Raw genomic sequence first — 15,569 nt, forward strand, 5'->3', positions numbered from 1 at the left:
AGGGGATATGTCACTAAGCATTTTCATTAATTTCACAATTTTTTAGTCAATAATGTTCCACTTCTTTAAAATTACCTGCAATTGTGTTTTCGTTCCCATAATTGTGCCATCATTATTTATCACTTCATCTGCATTTTCCACTTTTTCTTCTAACGGCATTTGAGATTGAATACGAGCTGTTGCTTCTTCTTCTGAAAAGTTATTTCGTTTCATTAAACGTTCTAATTGCGTATGCGGCTTAACCGCTACAACTAAAATGCGGTCAACGAGACTTGTTAATTTGCTTTCAAATAAGAGAGGAATATCTAACACAACCGCTTGCATACCTTCTTTTATGTACATTTCCTTTTGCCTATTCATTTCCTCACGCACTGCAGGATGAACAATTTTATTTAACTGCAATCGTTTTTCTTCATTATAGAAAACGACACTTCCTAGTTTTGGACGATCTAATTCTCCATCTTCTTGTAACACTTCCGTTCCAAATACTTCTACTATTTTGTTATATGCTGGTTTTCCTCGCTCTACAACTTCTCTTGCGATAATATCTGCATCAATAACTGGTATGCTCAGTTCACGAAACATTTCTGATACCGTACTTTTTCCGCTTGCAATGCCTCCCGTTAATCCAATTACTACTGTCATAATAATCCTCCTCATAATAAAAGGCGCGAAACTAACGTTCCACGCCCATACTTACATTTTCCAAATTCCAATAATGATGAGTAATACTCCAGGCAGGAATGTAAATTTTTGTAACCACTTCATATTTGATAAAACCGTTCCAAGTTTCATTCCAATAAATAAAAACAAAGAACTCATAACTGCAACTAATATCGCCATCATAGCGGGTGCATACCCTAATAAAGATGCACCAATTCCGGCACCAAATGAATCTACAGAAAGAGCTATACCAAGAAGTAATGCTTCTCCTGCAGAAATGGTGCCTGATTTATCAAAATCTGCAACAGTCGGTTTCCGTAAAATTTGAATCACTAGGCCTAGCGAGGCAATCTCTAATTTCCAGACCTTCTCCTCTTGCTTCGGTTCTTCTTTTTTCTCACTTCGAAAAAATTGATATAATACCCAAATCCCTATTCCAATAAGAACAAGCCCACCGATACGCGTTGCGATAACAGGTGAAAATACTTTCGCGATCATATGTCCAATTCCCATTGAAACAAGCATAACAGCCGCTGAACACATTCCGATAATTATAATTGATCTTAGTGGAATTCTTACGCTTCTTAAACCATATGTTAGCCCTACACTACAGCTATCTAAGCTTAATGTAAAAGCTAATAAAATAAGAGATAAATAAAGGTACATCGGTAAGCTCCTCCCTTATACATAGCTCTGCTGTATGTATATGACAAATGCCTATCCGATGTTATCTCTTTTCTATATTCTAGGCTGACAAATTGGGCAGTAATGCGTTCCTCGCCCGCCAACAACTGTTTTTTCTAATATCGTGCCACAAGTTACGCACGGCTCTCCCTTTTTCCCATATACATTTAGGAGTTCTTGGAACGAACCAATTTGCCCTTGTGAGTTGATATACGTCCGAATTGTACTTCCGCCACGCTTTACTGCTTCGCCTAGCGTTGTAACGGTAGCCTCATAAATTCGCTCAATTTCTTCTACTGTTAAAGACGAAGCTTCTCGTTCTGGATGAATTTGAGAACGGAATAAAACTTCATCTACATATATATTTCCAAGCCCTACTAAAAGACGCTGGTCCAGTAGCACAACTTTTATTTTACGATTTGTCTTTTGTAATCTTTCTTGTAAATACTGCGGTGTCATTTCAGCATCAAATGGCTCCGGACCTAAGTCAGCAAGAGGCATTTGGTTCATTTCTTCACCTTTCTTAAAGAGATGCATCGTACCAAACTTTCTCACATCTTTATAATGTAATTCCGTTCCATCTGTAAATAAGAAACGGACGTGCGTATGTTTATCAATCGGCTCATCCTCTTGATGCAGTAAAAACTTACCTTCCATACGCAAATGTGAAACAATGACATAATTCGTTACATATAAAAGCAAAAACTTTCCTCTTCGCTTTATATTTTCAATCTTCTCGCCTTTTAGCATTTCTTTAAAGATTTCTGCATCATCCGGTCGTTTCACTATTTTTGGATAAGTAACAATAACATCTTCAATCGTTTTTCCTGTTACAAGATTTTCAAGTGTCCGTCTGACGTTTTCAACCTCTGGTAATTCAGGCATTTCATCACTTCCTTATTTTGCGTCGTACCAAGTTGGACCGTAAGAATAATCAACTTTCAGCGGAACTGCAAGTTCAATCGCATGTTCCATTACTTCAGGTACAAGCTGCTCTAATTTTTCGATTTCTTCTTTTGGTGCTTCAAATATTAATTCATCGTGTACTTGCAGAAGAAGACGCGCTTGTAATCCTTCTTCTTCTAAACGATCTGCCATAATAATCATCGCTTTTTTAATAATATCTGCTGCAGTACCTTGAATTGGTGTATTCATCGCTGTACGCTCAGCGAAGCTACGCAAGTTAAAATTACGACTCGTAATTTCTGGAATATAACGGCGACGATTTAATAATGTAGCTACATATCCTTTTTGTTTCGCATCTTTTACGATGTCCTCCATGTATTCTTGTACACCAGGGAAACTTTCTAAATACTTTTCAATAAATTCCGCTGCTGCTTTTCTTGTAATTCCTAAGTTTTGTGAAAGACCATAATCACTAATACCATACACAATTCCGAAGTTAACAGCTTTCGCTTGTCGTCTCATATTTGAAGTTACTTCATCTTTTTCAACGCCAAATACATCCATAGCTGTTTTCGTATGAATATCCATGTCATGTTGGAACGCTTCAACTAGCCCTTTATCATTTGCAATATGAGCTAATACACGCAGTTCGATTTGTGAATAATCAGCCGCATACATAATCCATCCTTCTTCTGATGGAACAAATGCCTGACGAATCTTTCTTCCTTCTTCTAATCGAATCGGGATATTTTGCAAGTTCGGATCCGTTGAACTTAATCGACCTGTTTGCGTTAACACTTGATTAAAGCGAGTATGAATTTTAGATGAATCTTCATGTACAACTTTCAGTAAACCTTCAATGTAAGTTGAATTTAGCTTCCCTAATTGACGATAATGTAAAATATTTGGAATGATTTCATGGTGATTCATAAGCTTATCTAGTACATCAGCTGACGTAGAATAACCTGTTTTCGTCTTTTTAATAACCGGTAAGTTTAAGTTCTCAAACAGAATAACACCAAGCTGCTTCGGTGAATTAATATTAAATTCTGTTCCCGCAAGCTTATAAATTTCCTGTTCCATTTCCTTTAATCTACCCGCAAGTTCTTCTCCCATATTACGAAGACGCTCTGTATCAACTTTTACACCCTTTACTTCCATATCAGCTAATACACGTGCAAGCGGCAATTCTAATTCTGTAAACAGTTCATATTGCTCATTCTTCTTTAACTCTTCAACGAATGTTTGCTTTACATCATATAATACATGCACTTTACGAGCCACATGCTCCGCGACTACCTCTAACTCTGGAACCGCACGCTTCGCACCTTTTCCGTAAACTTCTTCATCTGATTTCACAGCATGCGTTTCTTTCATTTTCGCTACAGTACGGAAATCTTTATCTGTATCAGCCGGGTCAAGTAAATAAGCAGCGATTAATAGATCAAAGTCAATCCCTTGCATATCTATCCCATTCCATTTCAGTGCAACGATTGCACGCTTCGCATCAAATGTATGCTTTCTCATTTCTCCATCTGCAAGCCACTCTTTAAAAGCATCTGACTTAAGAGCAATGTCTGTCTGAATAAAGTAACATCCATTTTCATTTTGAATACCGAAACCTTGAATGTCTGCTTTATGATAGTTATCTTCTTGTACTTCAACGATAAGCGCACTATCTTGCTGAAGCATTTCTTCTGTAACTTCTTCCACAATATCAAATGTAATATCATCTAATTCAGCTGGAGCTGTTTCTTCTGGCGTAACGCCTAATTTATTTAAAAGAGATGTAAATCCTAAACTCTCGAACATTGGAATGACATCACTTGCTTCATATCCTTTATACACCATATCATCCACATGAACTGTAATCGGCGCATCTGTAATAATAGTTGCAAGATCCTTACTCATAAGAGCTTGTTCTTTATTTTCTTCCAGTTTTTCTTTTAATTTCTTCCCACTTACTTGATCTATATTTTCATACACCGCTTCAACCGTTCCAAACTGTGTTAACAATTTAATTGCCGTTTTTTCACCAACTCCTGGTACACCCGGTATATTATCTGACTGGTCTCCCATTAAACCTTTCATATCGATAATTTGCTTTGGTGATAAGCTGTATTTTTCAAATAAAGCTTCTTTCGTATATTCATCCACTTCTGTAATCCCTTTTCGCGGAATACATACAAGCGTGTTATCAGAAACAAGTTGAAGTAAATCTTTATCTCCTGAAATAACTTTTACACTTGCCCCTTGCTCACTCGCTTCTTTCGCTAACGTTCCCATGATGTCATCCGCTTCATAATTTTCTAATTCATAACGCGGTACATTGAACGCATCCAGCATCTCACGAATAAACGGGAACTGCTCTGATAATTCAGGTGGAGTCTTTTGACGTCCTCCTTTATACTCACTATACGTTTTATGACGGAACGTTGTTTTGCCTGCATCAAACGCCACTAACATATGAGTTGGCTTTTCTTCCTCTAATATTCTCATTAACATCATTGTAAAACCGTAAATTGCGTTCGTATGTATACCTTTGTCGTTATTTAAAAGCGGTAGTGCAAAGAAAGCACGATACGCGATATTATTACCATCTACTAATACGACCTTTTTTTCCAAAATTGAAACCTCCCCATACAAATTTGAAATGATTTTTTTCACAGAAAAAAACCGTTCCTTTCCTCTCTCTATATTAACATGACTAATAGAGAGAAGAAAAATAACGGCTATTTTCTTTCATATATAAAACAGACTTATATTGGCATAAAGGGAAGTGACGAGAACAGCTTAACTATTCTCGTCCAAAATTACTCCTTGGATGAAGGGGTTTTCATGTATTATATTAACAGAGCTTTATTAATATTTAATTAAGCCATTGTTAATATATTGTAAACATCCTTCATCCTATTTTTCAGTTGCTGATTTCGGTAAAACAACTGTAAACGTTGTCCCTTCTCCAACTTCACTATCTACTGTAATCGTACCTTGATGCGCCTCAACTAAATGCTTTACAATCGACAATCCAAGGCCGGTACCACCAGTATTTCTACTTCTTGCTTTATCCACCCGGTAGAAACGTTCAAAAATACGCGGAATTTCCTCTTTACTAATACCAATTCCAGTATCCGATACTTTTATATAAGCATTATATTTATCTTCCGCTAACTCTACTGAAACAACGCCTCCAGCCGGTGTATATACGATTGCGTTATTAATTAAATTAATAAAGATTTGTTTCAAACGACTTGGATCTCCAATAACAGAGGCACGTTTTAATACATTCACTTGTAAAGAGATTTCTTTTTCTCCTGCTTTATTATCAAGTACCATATGAATATCTTCAAGCAGCCCCTTCATATCAACGGTTCCCATATTTAATTTAAATCCTTGTTGTTCGATCTTCGACAAATCTAATAAATCTTCAATTAATCCTTGCATGCGCTCACTTTCTTTTAAAATAATGTGCAAGAAATGTTCGCAGAATTTTTTATTATCCATCGCTCCGTCTAAGAGTGTTTCTGAAAAACCTTTAATAGAAGTAATCGGTGTCTTTAATTCATGAGAAACATTCGCTAAAAAGTCTTTTCTCATTTGTTCTAATTTCTTTAACTCTGTTATGTCATGGAATACGAGAACAATCCCTTTCCATTCATGGTTTGTCCCGATAATCGGCGCTCCATATACTTCGAAATGCTTCCGTTCAATTCCAAGTGGCAATAACATTTGTTTACGCACTTTCACTTCTGTCATAAAGATTTCTTCTACAAGCTCAATAATTTCTGTATGATGAAACGATTCATAATATAAGCGATCTAAATATTCTTCATCTGTTACGTGGAAAGTTTCCTTATAAGAGCGGTTTACAAGGTTTATATATCCTCGGCTATCAATTAAAATCATTCCACTTCCCATATTTTCAATTAACGTGTGCAGACGATCTTGCTGCATTTCTTGTTCAAGTGTCATCTCTTGTAAATTTCGTGCTAAAATATTAATCGCTTTACTCAGCATTCCTGTTTCATCCGAATGACTTTCGTATGCACGTGCTTTATAATTACCCTTTGCCAATTCAATTGCAACTTTCGTAACCGATTCAATTGGCCTAATATATTGCCCTGTAATTTTCATACCTAAAAATACAACTACGAGACAAGCAATGACAAATCCGATAATTAATAATCCCCACGTTTTTTGATGTACGTCTCTTAAAGGATCAATTATACTTTTCACCAAAATGTATCCTTGTTTTCCTTCTACATCTTGAACGAACACCGCATGATAAAATTCATTCTTTCGATCCGTTTCTTTCGTAATTACTTTACTTCGTTGTTTTGCCACTTCCGAAGAAAGTTCTTTAATCGTCTCTGGACTAAATGCCAATTCTTGTCCATTTCTATATTGAACTTTCTTTTTTTCATCCAAAAATACGATAGAAGCTGGTATTTTTTCTTCTAACTTTTCAAATACGTATGGATTTTTTAAGACATTATCAAAACCTTGCTCTTCTGCTAACGTCGCAACATACTCTGTCTCTTTTACCATTCTCTCTTTAGCATGATCTATATAGTAGTTTTCAAACACAGTTTCTAGTAATAAACCTAGTCCAACTAAAATAAATACAATAAGAGAAACAAATGTAAAAAGAAGCCTGGAACGAAATTTATTCATTCCCTTTTGGCTCCTCTAATTTATATCCTAAACCACGTATCGTTTTAATGTACGTCGGTTTTTTCGTATTTTGTTCAATTTTATCGCGCAAATGGCTAATATGAACATCAACAATTCGTGTATCACCAGCAAAATCGTAATTCCATACAGCACTTAGTAATTGATCACGTGTCAACACGCGACTTTTATTTTTCGCAAGATACACAAGTAGTTCAAATTCTTTTGGTGTTAATTCAAGCTTTCTTCCTTGGAAATAAGCCTCATAAAACTCCGGTAAAATTTTAAGTTCTGCAATTGTGATGCTATCTTCATCTGGCGCTTCTGCAACTTGTTCTTCTTGTTGTAATTTCGTACGGCGCAAAATCGCCTTCACACGAGCAACAACTTCTCTTGGACTAAATGGCTTCGTCATATAATCATCCGCTCCAAGTTCAAGGCCTAGCACCTTATCAAACTCATCATCTTTTGCCGTTAACATTAAAATCGGCGTCATAACGCGCTGCAATCGTAATTCTTTACACACTTCCATACCATCCATTTTCGGAAGCATTAAATCTAATATAATTAAATCTGGGCGTTCTGTTGTCGCTTTTTGAAGCGCCATTTCTCCATCCATCGCTGTTATAACTTCAAACCCAGCTTGTTGTAAATTAAATTCGATTAAAGTTAAGATAAATTCCTCATCATCAACTACTAAAATACGATTGTTCATTCTTTTCCTCCAAGTTATAGACTTGAAACCTTCTTCATCCTAGTATTTTCCCCGTTATTCTCATCATACTAGAAAACAAGGTCCCTCTCAATATAATTGTCTATTCATGGAGATCGTTTGTGTAGAATTGAGAAAATAGAAGTAATTACAATTCACCTGCAACTACACAGGATTTTGCCAAACTTTATAGATTGCTCTCTCTTCTTTAAAGCTCACTTCCGTATGAACTATAAAATCTTAATTTTATGCTAGGAAAAACGAAAGAGCATACGCTATTTTATAATCTGGTATTTCATATCCATCAAATACTCTCCCGTACATTCCATTCGCAACCCGGTCTGCCCACACTTCAGCTTCTCTTACCGTTTCAAAGATCACGTCTTCTCTTTTCCACCTTACCTAAAAAACCACTCCTTTAATTGACTTCAATTACCGATGATTATATCATTAATCTTAATATATAAATTAATAATATACGGAGGTCTATTATGCGACTAATACTATCCATTCTATCTTTAGCAGTCACATGTATCCTTGCTTTTAACGCTCCGAGCTGGGATACGATTAAAACGGGGTGCTCAGAATTTGCTGAAGGGTTCAAAGAAGGGTTCTTCAACTAAAAATAGCGCTAGCATCCTTATGAAAGGTATGCTAGCGCTATTCATATTTTCATCTTTTAAAAATTATCTAATGCTTTTTCCATAATAGAAACAGATTTAAAAGGTGGCGTTACTGTTAATGAACCTTTCACAACAGTTTCTCCTTTTTCATCATGAGCAGATACAAGCATATCAATTGTATGTTCCTCCTCAGAAACAGCCACAACTTCAAAGTGGATTTGCAACGTTTCATAATGGTGAACATGTTTCACGAATGTAAGGTCCTTTCTCGTAATATGACTTCCTGGACCCGGTAAATATTTCGTAACCGCCGTTGTAATCATTCCCGTTAGCATAATGCTTGGTACAATCGGCTTTTCATACGGAGTTTGGGATGCGTAATCATGCTGAATATATAATGGATTGGCATCATTCGTTAACCCTAAGTACAATAACAAATCTTTATCCTCAATTTTTTCAGTGATAGATAATTTCTCTCCTACTGTAATTTCATCCATTTTACGACCAATTTGAACTTTTTTCTTTAACATGTTACAACCCCCTCCGATTTTTTCACCTTATTATCCTACTAAAAGCGATACCTTATCCGAAATTTACTATGATGAGGGCAATGTATAGTATAAATCTACAGTTTCATTATAGGATATTACAAATGATAGCGTTTTCATATTATTTCAAAAAAACAATTCGGTAAATAGTAGAAAAAGATTCGGAATCCCGAATCTTTTTCACTACTATTCAATTATTAAACAAGAACTTTCATTACATTACGTACAGATTCTACAGAGCGATCTAACGCTTCTTTTTCATCTGCAAGAAGTTCTAATTCAATAATTTTTTCAATTCCGTTACCACCTAGAATTACTGGTACCCCTAAGTAAAGGTCACTATAACCATACTCACCTTCAAGGTACGCAATAGCTGGTAATACACGGCGTTGATCTTTTAAGATTGCTTCTGTCATTTCAACTAAAGAAGCTGCTGGTGCGTAATATGCACTACCGTTTCCTAATAAGCCTACAATCTCACCGCCACCTTTACGTGTACGTTCTACGATTGCTTCTAAACGCTCTTTCGGAATTAACGTTTCTAACGGAATACCGCCTGCATAAGAATAACGCACAAGAGGTACCATGTCGTCACCGTGTCCGCCAAGAACAAATCCTGTAATGTCTTTTACAGAAAGATTTAATTCTTGTGCGATGAATGTACGGAAACGAGCTGTATCTAATACACCCGATTGGCCGATTACACGCTCTTTCGGGAATCCCGCTTCTTTAAATACAGAATATGTCATTGCATCAACTGGATTTGTTAACACAACAATAATTGCATTTGGTGAATGTTTTGCAATGTCGCGCGTAATACTTTTCATAATTTTAGAGTTTGTTGCTACTAAGTCATCACGGCTCATACCAGGCTTACGTGCAATACCTGCTGTAATAACGACAACGTCAGAATCAGCAGTATCTGCGTAATCCGATGTTCCAATAATGTTAGCATCAAAACCTTGTACTGGGCTCGCTTCTAACATATCTAACGCTTTCCCTTTTGTTGGATTTTCCAGTTGTGGAATGTCCACTAATACAACATCTGCAAGTTCTTTTTGTGCTAATAAGAATGCCGTTGTTGCTCCTGTAAATCCTGCACCGATGACTGAAACCTTCTTGCGTTTGATTGTCATAATTTACCCCCCGCTTTAATTATGCGTTTTTGATTATCGCTACATCCATGTTTTTAATAAGTTCATTAGCGAACTCAGAACATTTCACTTCTGTTGCACCTTCCATTAAGCGTGCGAAATCATAAGTTACTACTTTTGAAGCAATTGTTTTCTCAACAGAAGCAGTTACTAATTTCGCAGCTTCGTTCCATCCTAAGTGTTCTAATAATAATACACCTGAAAGAAGAACAGAAGATGGGTTTACTTTATCTAAACCTGCATATTTTGGAGCTGTACCGTGTGTAGCTTCAAAGATAGCATGTCCAGTCACATAGTTAATGTTTGCACCAGGTGCAATACCAATTCCACCTACTTGTGCAGCAAGTGCATCAGAGATATAGTCACCATTTAAGTTCATTGTTGCAACAACATCGAACTCACGTGGACGAGTTAAAATTTGTTGTAAGAAGATGTCTGCAATAGAATCTTTTACGATGATTTTTCCAGCCACTTCAGCGTCTGCCATCGCTTTATTCGCTGCATCTTTACCATCTTTTTCAACGATACGATCGTATTCAGCCCAAGTAAATACTTTGTCGCCGAATTCTTGTTCCGCTACTTCGTAACCCCAGTTTTTGAAAGCACCTTCTGTAAATTTCATAATGTTTCCTTTATGAACTAATGTAACAGAAGAGCGTTTTTCGTTAATTGCATATTGAATTGCAGCACGAACAAGACGCTTTGTCCCTTCTTCTGAAATTGGCTTAATACCAATACCAGATGTTTCTGGGAAGCGGATTTTATTAACACCCATTGCTTCTTTTAAGAAAGCAAGAACTTTTTCTGCTTCTGGAGATCCTTGCGCATATTCAATTCCAGCATAAATGTCTTCTGTATTTTCACGGAAAATAACCATATCAGTATCTTCCGGACGTTTTACAGGTGAAGGAACACCTTCAAAATAACGAACTGGACGTAGACATACATATAAATCTAATTCTTGACGAAGTGCTACGTTTAGAGAACGAATACCACCGCCAACTGGAGTTGTAAGTGGACCTTTAATCGCGATTAAATATTCACGAATTAAGTTTAAAGTTTCTTCTGGTAACCACTCGCCTGTTTGGTTGAATGCTTTTTCCCCTGCAAGCACTTCTTTCCAAACGATTTTCTTCTCACCATCATAAGCTTTTTCAACTGCTGCTTCTAGTACGCGAGATGCAGCTGCCCAAATATCAGGACCAATTCCATCTCCCTCGATAAATGGAATAATCGGATTGTTTGGTACATTCATAACACCATTAGTTACAGTAATTTTTTCACCTGTCGTCAATGTGATAACCCCCATGTTTGAAATTTCATATGTATGAAACTGAGGGAATAACCCCTCAGTTCAAACCGTTAGTCAAATTAAAATATTCTAATCATTACATCTTTCCGAAAAAATCAGACTTTTGAAAGCGTATTTTCACTATCAAAATAGTGTTATTCGCTTATCGTTGTGCAATTGGAACATACACTTGATGCGTTGGTCCATTATAATCAGCACGCGGACGAATTAAACGGTTGTTTTCATATTGTTCTAGAATATGAGCTAACCAGCCTGACATACGGCTAATTGCAAAAATAGGTGTAAATAAGTCATGGTCAATTCCTAAACAATGGTATACAGAAGCTGAATAGAAATCAACATTTGGTGGAAGACCTTTTTCTTTTGTTACAATGTCTTCAATTTTGATAGACATATTATACCATTTCTCTTCTCCTAAAAGCACGCATAATCTCTTAGACATTTCACGTAAGTGTTTTGCACGTGGATCACCCTGCTCATACACACGGTGGCCAAAGCCCATGATTTTCACTTTATTTTGAAGAGCATTATGAATATATGACTCTACATTTTCTTCTTCACCAATCTCAGTTAACATCTTCATTACATTTTCATTTGCCCCACCGTGAAGAGGACCTTTTAATGCACCGATTGCTGCTGTAATACCAGAATATACATCTGAAAGTGTAGCTACGCAAACACGTGCAGTAAATGTAGAAGCGTTTAACTCATGATCTGCATGAAGTACAAGCGCCTTATCAAAAGCTTCAATTTCAACTTCATTTGGCTCGCGATCATTTAACATGTACAAGAAGTTTGCAGCTAATGATAAATCCTTTCTTGGCTCAACAATATCTAAACCTTTACGGATTCTCGCGTAAGCAGCAACTAAAGTTCCTACTTGCGCCTGTAATTTAACCGCTTTCAAATAATTGGACTTTTCGTCCATAATTTCAGCGCTCTCATCGTATAATGATAGCATGGAAATTGCAGTTCGTAAAACAGACATCGGATGTGCAATTTTTAAATCTACTTGTTTCAAATATGTTAAAATCTCACCTGGAACTTTATAGTATTCTGATACAATTTCATTAAATTCTGCTAGTTCTTTTTCATTAGGAAGCTTGCGGTGCCATAATAAGTACACTACTTCTTCAAACGTAGCATTCTCAGCTAAATCATCAATATTATACCCAACATAAGTTAATGTATCATCAATAATAGAGCTCACAGATGATGTTGTTGCTACTACCCCTTCTAAACCTCGAATAACAGTCATGACATTCTCTCCTTTTCCTGAAAATTCTCCCAACCTTGCTCCTTATATCTATTTGCTCCCCTTATGAATTATGAACGCCCGTTCACTCTTTAGGCAAGCAAAATGCACGATCATGCAAATTTGTTGCGATGTTCCCCTCTTATTGTCCATTGTTTACATGGAAAGCATGAGCGTGAATGTCTCCCCGAATCCTCACGCTCAAAACAACAAGTTAGTGAGGAAAATACATTCCGAAGAGTTTTATGATAAAAACAACATAAAACAATATCATTATAAAATTGTTTTATGTTGTTTTTATTTTATCTGGTGTAAAGTCTCTGCTGTTATGTAACTTTTCAAAGTTTCTAATCCTATTATAAACAATTATCTGACTTTTGTGAACAGAAAGAATTCAAAAATTTTATATTACTATAAAATTCCTTATTTAAACATTTGTATAATACTCATAACCGCATAGGCAATTCCAGCCCCAATTAACGGACCAACAGCAACCCCATTAAATAGCGCAACCGCTATAATTGTCCCAAAAACAAGCGCAGTTGTAATGTGAGGATCCGTTGTCAACAATTGTACGCCGCCTTTCGCTAACAAAGCGACCGCTACACCTGAAGCTAAAGCAATCCACGCATAATAAGATTTTGCCGCTTCTCCAAGTTGTTTAAAACCTATTTCCCCCGTCGCAATCGGTACGAGCACCGCTATTGTAATGACCGTTACACCTAGGTTAATTCCTTTCGTTTGTAAATAAGGAAAGACCTTATCTCCTAAAAACGTAAACTTCAATAAAAATAACACACCAATAGCCACAGTAAGCGATTGGTTTTTCGCAATAAGTCCTATAATAAGTAGTATGAATAAAAATAACGTTGACTGACTAATCATGTTTGCACTTCCTTTCTGAAAATAATGAACTCATTTCCAAACAAAAATACCTTTAAACCTATCGTTATACATGCTATATCGATGCCTATTCAACATGAATCACTTCATTTTTTATGTATTTTAAAATGACAAACTGAGACTTTCACCATCAAAATTTAAGCGTGTATACATTTTAAAAAACAGGCGTCTCTTCTTTCTTTTCTAATTAGAAACAGGTAAAATAAAAAGAAGAGAAAATGAAGTTTTTACCATATAGTAGAAGCATCAACACCAAGCTTTCACAGTCACTCACATACTGAAAAAGCAAGAAAAATCCATCATTCCACTATAACATAAAGTGAAACTTTAATCAGTGGGGCATTTTCCACTGATTATTAGTTGAACCAATCGGGCTTTTACGGGCAGTTTATCTCCATCTAACTCCTTTGATCCAGCCGCACTTCGGGTAGGAGATTTACTGCCCGTTAATGCGGGGTAAAGTGAAACTTTAATCAGTGGGGCACACTCGTTATAAGTTGAACGAATTAGGATAATCCAAATTGGAATGGGAGGTATACATCTTTGAACCGAAACTTACTATATATGATATTGCGACTCATATTTGTCATTGTAGCAACGGTAGCTGGGTTCTATGTATTACTATACATGTCAGGGCTTATCTATCCTTTTATTATCGCTTTTGCATTTGCTTATTTGATTAATCCTGTCGTCAATTTCCTTAATCAAAAACTACAATTTCCTCGCGCACTAGCAGTACTCGTTAGCTTAATTCTCGTATTTGGAGCTATCGTTGGACTTGTTACATATCTTGTGACTGAAGCAATATCTGCCACAACATACTTACTACAACTTGTTACAGTAAAGTTTCCAGATATCGTTACATTCGCTCAGCAATTTGCACTTAATCATATTATGCCTCTCTACGATGATTTAATCTCTAAATTTAATCATCTTGGAGAACCACAGCGCTATACAATTACACAAAACATTCAAAACTTAGGAACAGAGGCAACAACACAAATGAAAGAACTTTTAACCGCTATTATAAGCGGGTTAACGAATTTCATTAGTGCACTGCCAACAACTTTAACTGTCCTTGTATTCATTTTATTAGCCACTTTCTTCATTAGTTACGATTGGCACCGTCTTGCTCAGAAAGCAAGAAAATTGCTACCGAATCGTGTACATGGCTATGGAAAAACTATTTTTGTCGACTTAAGAAAAGCTTTGTTTGGTTTTGTGAAAGCACAACTTACACTCGTATCTATGACAACTGTCATTGTACTAATTGGGCTTTTAATATTACGCGTACCATACGCCATTACTATCGCGATTATTACAGGAGTTGTAGATTTACTACCATATTTAGGAACAGGCGCAGTCTTTGTTCCATGGGTTATATACGTATTTTTCACTGGCGATACCGCATTCGCCATTGGTCTTCTCATTTTATACATCGTCGTGATTGTCCAAAGACAAATTATGGAGCCGAAAGTACTTTCATCTAACATCGGTCTCGATCCATTAGCAACACTCGTCGCTCTATTTGTCGGCTTTAAACTTTTTGGCTTTTTAGGATTAATCATCGGCCCAGTCACCTTAGTACTACTTAATACATTACACAAAGCTAATGTCTTCCATGACTTGTGGAAATATATTAAAGGTTCACCTTCAAAATAATAGTTTCTAATTCATACACAACAAAAAACTTACCTGTAATCAGTGGGAAATTCCCACTGATTATTCCTTGTACTTATTTTTCATACTTATTACATAAAACAAGAGAATTGCACTCAAAAAAGATAATTCTCTTGTTTTTTTGCATGAAAAACGCATATTCCGTGGTGTTTTTACATATTTATTCTATTTATTTTATAATTATCATTTACATTTATTACTTTTTATGTAAATGAATAAATATACAAAATAGCATGAAATAAGACTTCAACTAACAATCTCCGCCTTTTTATATGAATTTTTTACACCAATCGTTCCTCTATATAAGAAAGCAAAACTTTAATTTAGCAGTGTTTCCCTCCATCTTATTCATCCAAATTAATAGCACTAAAAAATCACAAGTTTAATCGAAGTACACACAAGAGTTCAAACGAAAATTATATAGCAAATATAATAAGCGAACGTTTTGTTCATCCCCA

General features: G+C 36.0%; 13 protein-coding genes and 1 pseudogene. 2 read left to right on the top strand and 12 right to left on the bottom strand.

Annotation, left to right across the window (positions count from 1 at the left end; translation table 11 throughout):
- Positions 1–42: 42 nt before the first annotated feature.
- The 7 genes and pseudogenes from coaE to NST90_RS21700 form a co-directional block, all read right to left on the bottom strand.
- On the bottom strand, positions 43–645 hold the full coding sequence (gene coaE, locus NST90_RS21670) for a dephospho-CoA kinase (protein ID WP_016123436.1): 603 nt from the start codon (positions 643–645) through the stop codon (positions 43–45).
- A gap of 51 nt (positions 646–696) precedes the next feature.
- Positions 697–1,329 carry a sporulation membrane protein YtaF gene (gene ytaF, locus NST90_RS21675; RefSeq protein ID WP_000281744.1) on the bottom strand — a complete coding sequence of 211 codons (633 nt, stop codon included), beginning with the start codon at positions 1,327–1,329 and terminating at the stop codon, positions 697–699.
- A 72-nt stretch (positions 1,330–1,401) separates the two neighbouring features.
- Positions 1,402–2,232, bottom strand: coding sequence for a DNA-formamidopyrimidine glycosylase (mutM, locus tag NST90_RS21680; RefSeq protein ID WP_001114478.1), 831 nt, complete (start codon positions 2,230–2,232; stop codon positions 1,402–1,404).
- 12 nt (positions 2,233–2,244) lie between these two features.
- On the bottom strand, positions 2,245–4,878 hold the full coding sequence (polA, locus tag NST90_RS21685) for a DNA polymerase I (protein WP_000412806.1): 2,634 nt from the start codon (positions 4,876–4,878) through the stop codon (positions 2,245–2,247).
- Positions 4,879–5,163: 285 nt separating this feature from the next.
- Positions 5,164–6,927, bottom strand: coding sequence for a sensory box histidine kinase PhoR (gene phoR / locus NST90_RS21690; protein ID WP_001032107.1), 1,764 nt, complete (start codon positions 6,925–6,927; stop codon positions 5,164–5,166).
- Entirely contained in the window at positions 6,920–7,639 is a 720-nt protein-coding gene (gene phoP, locus NST90_RS21695) for a two-component system response regulator PhoP (RefSeq protein WP_001065220.1), read from the bottom strand. The genes phoR and phoP overlap by 8 nt, the downstream gene beginning before the upstream one ends.
- Before the next feature lie 162 nt (positions 7,640–7,801).
- Positions 7,802–8,017, bottom strand: a pseudogene (locus tag NST90_RS21700) (hypothetical protein).
- A 110-nt stretch (positions 8,018–8,127) separates the two neighbouring features.
- Here NST90_RS21700 and NST90_RS21705 point away from each other — a divergent pair.
- Positions 8,128–8,259, top strand: coding sequence for a hypothetical protein (locus tag NST90_RS21705; RefSeq protein ID WP_001237022.1), 132 nt, complete (start codon positions 8,128–8,130; stop codon positions 8,257–8,259).
- A gap of 56 nt (positions 8,260–8,315) precedes the next feature.
- On the opposite strand, the gene NST90_RS21710 is transcribed toward NST90_RS21705, so the two are convergent.
- The 5 genes from NST90_RS21710 to NST90_RS21730 all read right to left on the bottom strand — a co-directional run bounded on the left by NST90_RS21710 (position 8,316) and on the right by NST90_RS21730 (position 13,413).
- Positions 8,316–8,789 (bottom strand): MaoC/PaaZ C-terminal domain-containing protein, encoded by a 474-nt coding sequence (locus NST90_RS21710; protein ID WP_000914180.1) that lies wholly within the window; start codon positions 8,787–8,789, stop codon positions 8,316–8,318.
- A gap of 215 nt (positions 8,790–9,004) precedes the next feature.
- A complete protein-coding gene (gene mdh / locus NST90_RS21715) occupies positions 9,005–9,943 on the bottom strand; it encodes a malate dehydrogenase (protein WP_000153232.1) in 939 nt (312 codons plus the stop codon).
- A gap of 19 nt (positions 9,944–9,962) precedes the next feature.
- Positions 9,963–11,255, bottom strand: a complete 1,293-nt coding sequence (gene icd, locus NST90_RS21720; protein ID WP_000206898.1) for an NADP-dependent isocitrate dehydrogenase — start codon at positions 11,253–11,255, stop codon at positions 9,963–9,965.
- Positions 11,256–11,415: 160 nt separating this feature from the next.
- Positions 11,416–12,564, bottom strand: a complete 1,149-nt coding sequence (citZ, locus tag NST90_RS21725) for a citrate synthase (RefSeq protein ID WP_000503652.1) — start codon at positions 12,562–12,564, stop codon at positions 11,416–11,418.
- Between the two features lie 387 nt (positions 12,565–12,951).
- Positions 12,952–13,413 carry a DUF441 domain-containing protein gene (locus NST90_RS21730; RefSeq protein ID WP_000625507.1) on the bottom strand — a complete coding sequence of 154 codons (462 nt, stop codon included), beginning with the start codon at positions 13,411–13,413 and terminating at the stop codon, positions 12,952–12,954.
- 561 nt (positions 13,414–13,974) lie between these two features.
- Here NST90_RS21730 and ytvI point away from each other — a divergent pair.
- Positions 13,975–15,093, top strand: coding sequence for a sporulation integral membrane protein YtvI (ytvI, locus tag NST90_RS21735; protein ID WP_001081388.1), 1,119 nt, complete (start codon positions 13,975–13,977; stop codon positions 15,091–15,093).
- The last annotated feature ends 476 nt before the right edge of the window (positions 15,094–15,569 follow it).

It is taken from the genome of Bacillus sp. FSL E2-8900 (genome assembly GCF_037966225.1).
GTDB lineage: Bacteria > Bacillota > Bacilli > Bacillales > Bacillaceae_G > Bacillus_A > Bacillus_A cereus.

What these genes read in the sequence shown, in the direction of transcription:
- NST90_RS21705 (WP_001237022.1), top strand. Translation starts at nt 8,128, where the DNA reads ATGCGACTAATACTATCCATTCTATCTTTAGCAGTCACATGTATCCTT.
- NST90_RS21730 (WP_000625507.1), bottom strand. Translation starts at nt 13,413, where the DNA reads ATGATTAGTCAGTCAACGTTATTTTTATTCATACTACTTATTATAGGA.
- mdh (WP_000153232.1), bottom strand. Translation starts at nt 9,943, where the DNA reads ATGACAATCAAACGCAAGAAGGTTTCAGTCATCGGTGCAGGATTTACA.
- phoR (WP_001032107.1), bottom strand. Translation starts at nt 6,927, where the DNA reads ATGAATAAATTTCGTTCCAGGCTTCTTTTTACATTTGTTTCTCTTATT.
- ytaF (WP_000281744.1), bottom strand. Translation starts at nt 1,329, where the DNA reads ATGTACCTTTATTTATCTCTTATTTTATTAGCTTTTACATTAAGCTTA.
- phoP (WP_001065220.1), bottom strand. Translation starts at nt 7,639, where the DNA reads ATGAACAATCGTATTTTAGTAGTTGATGATGAGGAATTTATCTTAACT.
- mutM (WP_001114478.1), bottom strand. Translation starts at nt 2,232, where the DNA reads ATGCCTGAATTACCAGAGGTTGAAAACGTCAGACGGACACTTGAAAAT.
- coaE (WP_016123436.1), bottom strand. Translation starts at nt 645, where the DNA reads ATGACAGTAGTAATTGGATTAACGGGAGGCATTGCAAGCGGAAAAAGT.
- NST90_RS21710 (WP_000914180.1), bottom strand. Translation starts at nt 8,789, where the DNA reads ATGTTAAAGAAAAAAGTTCAAATTGGTCGTAAAATGGATGAAATTACA.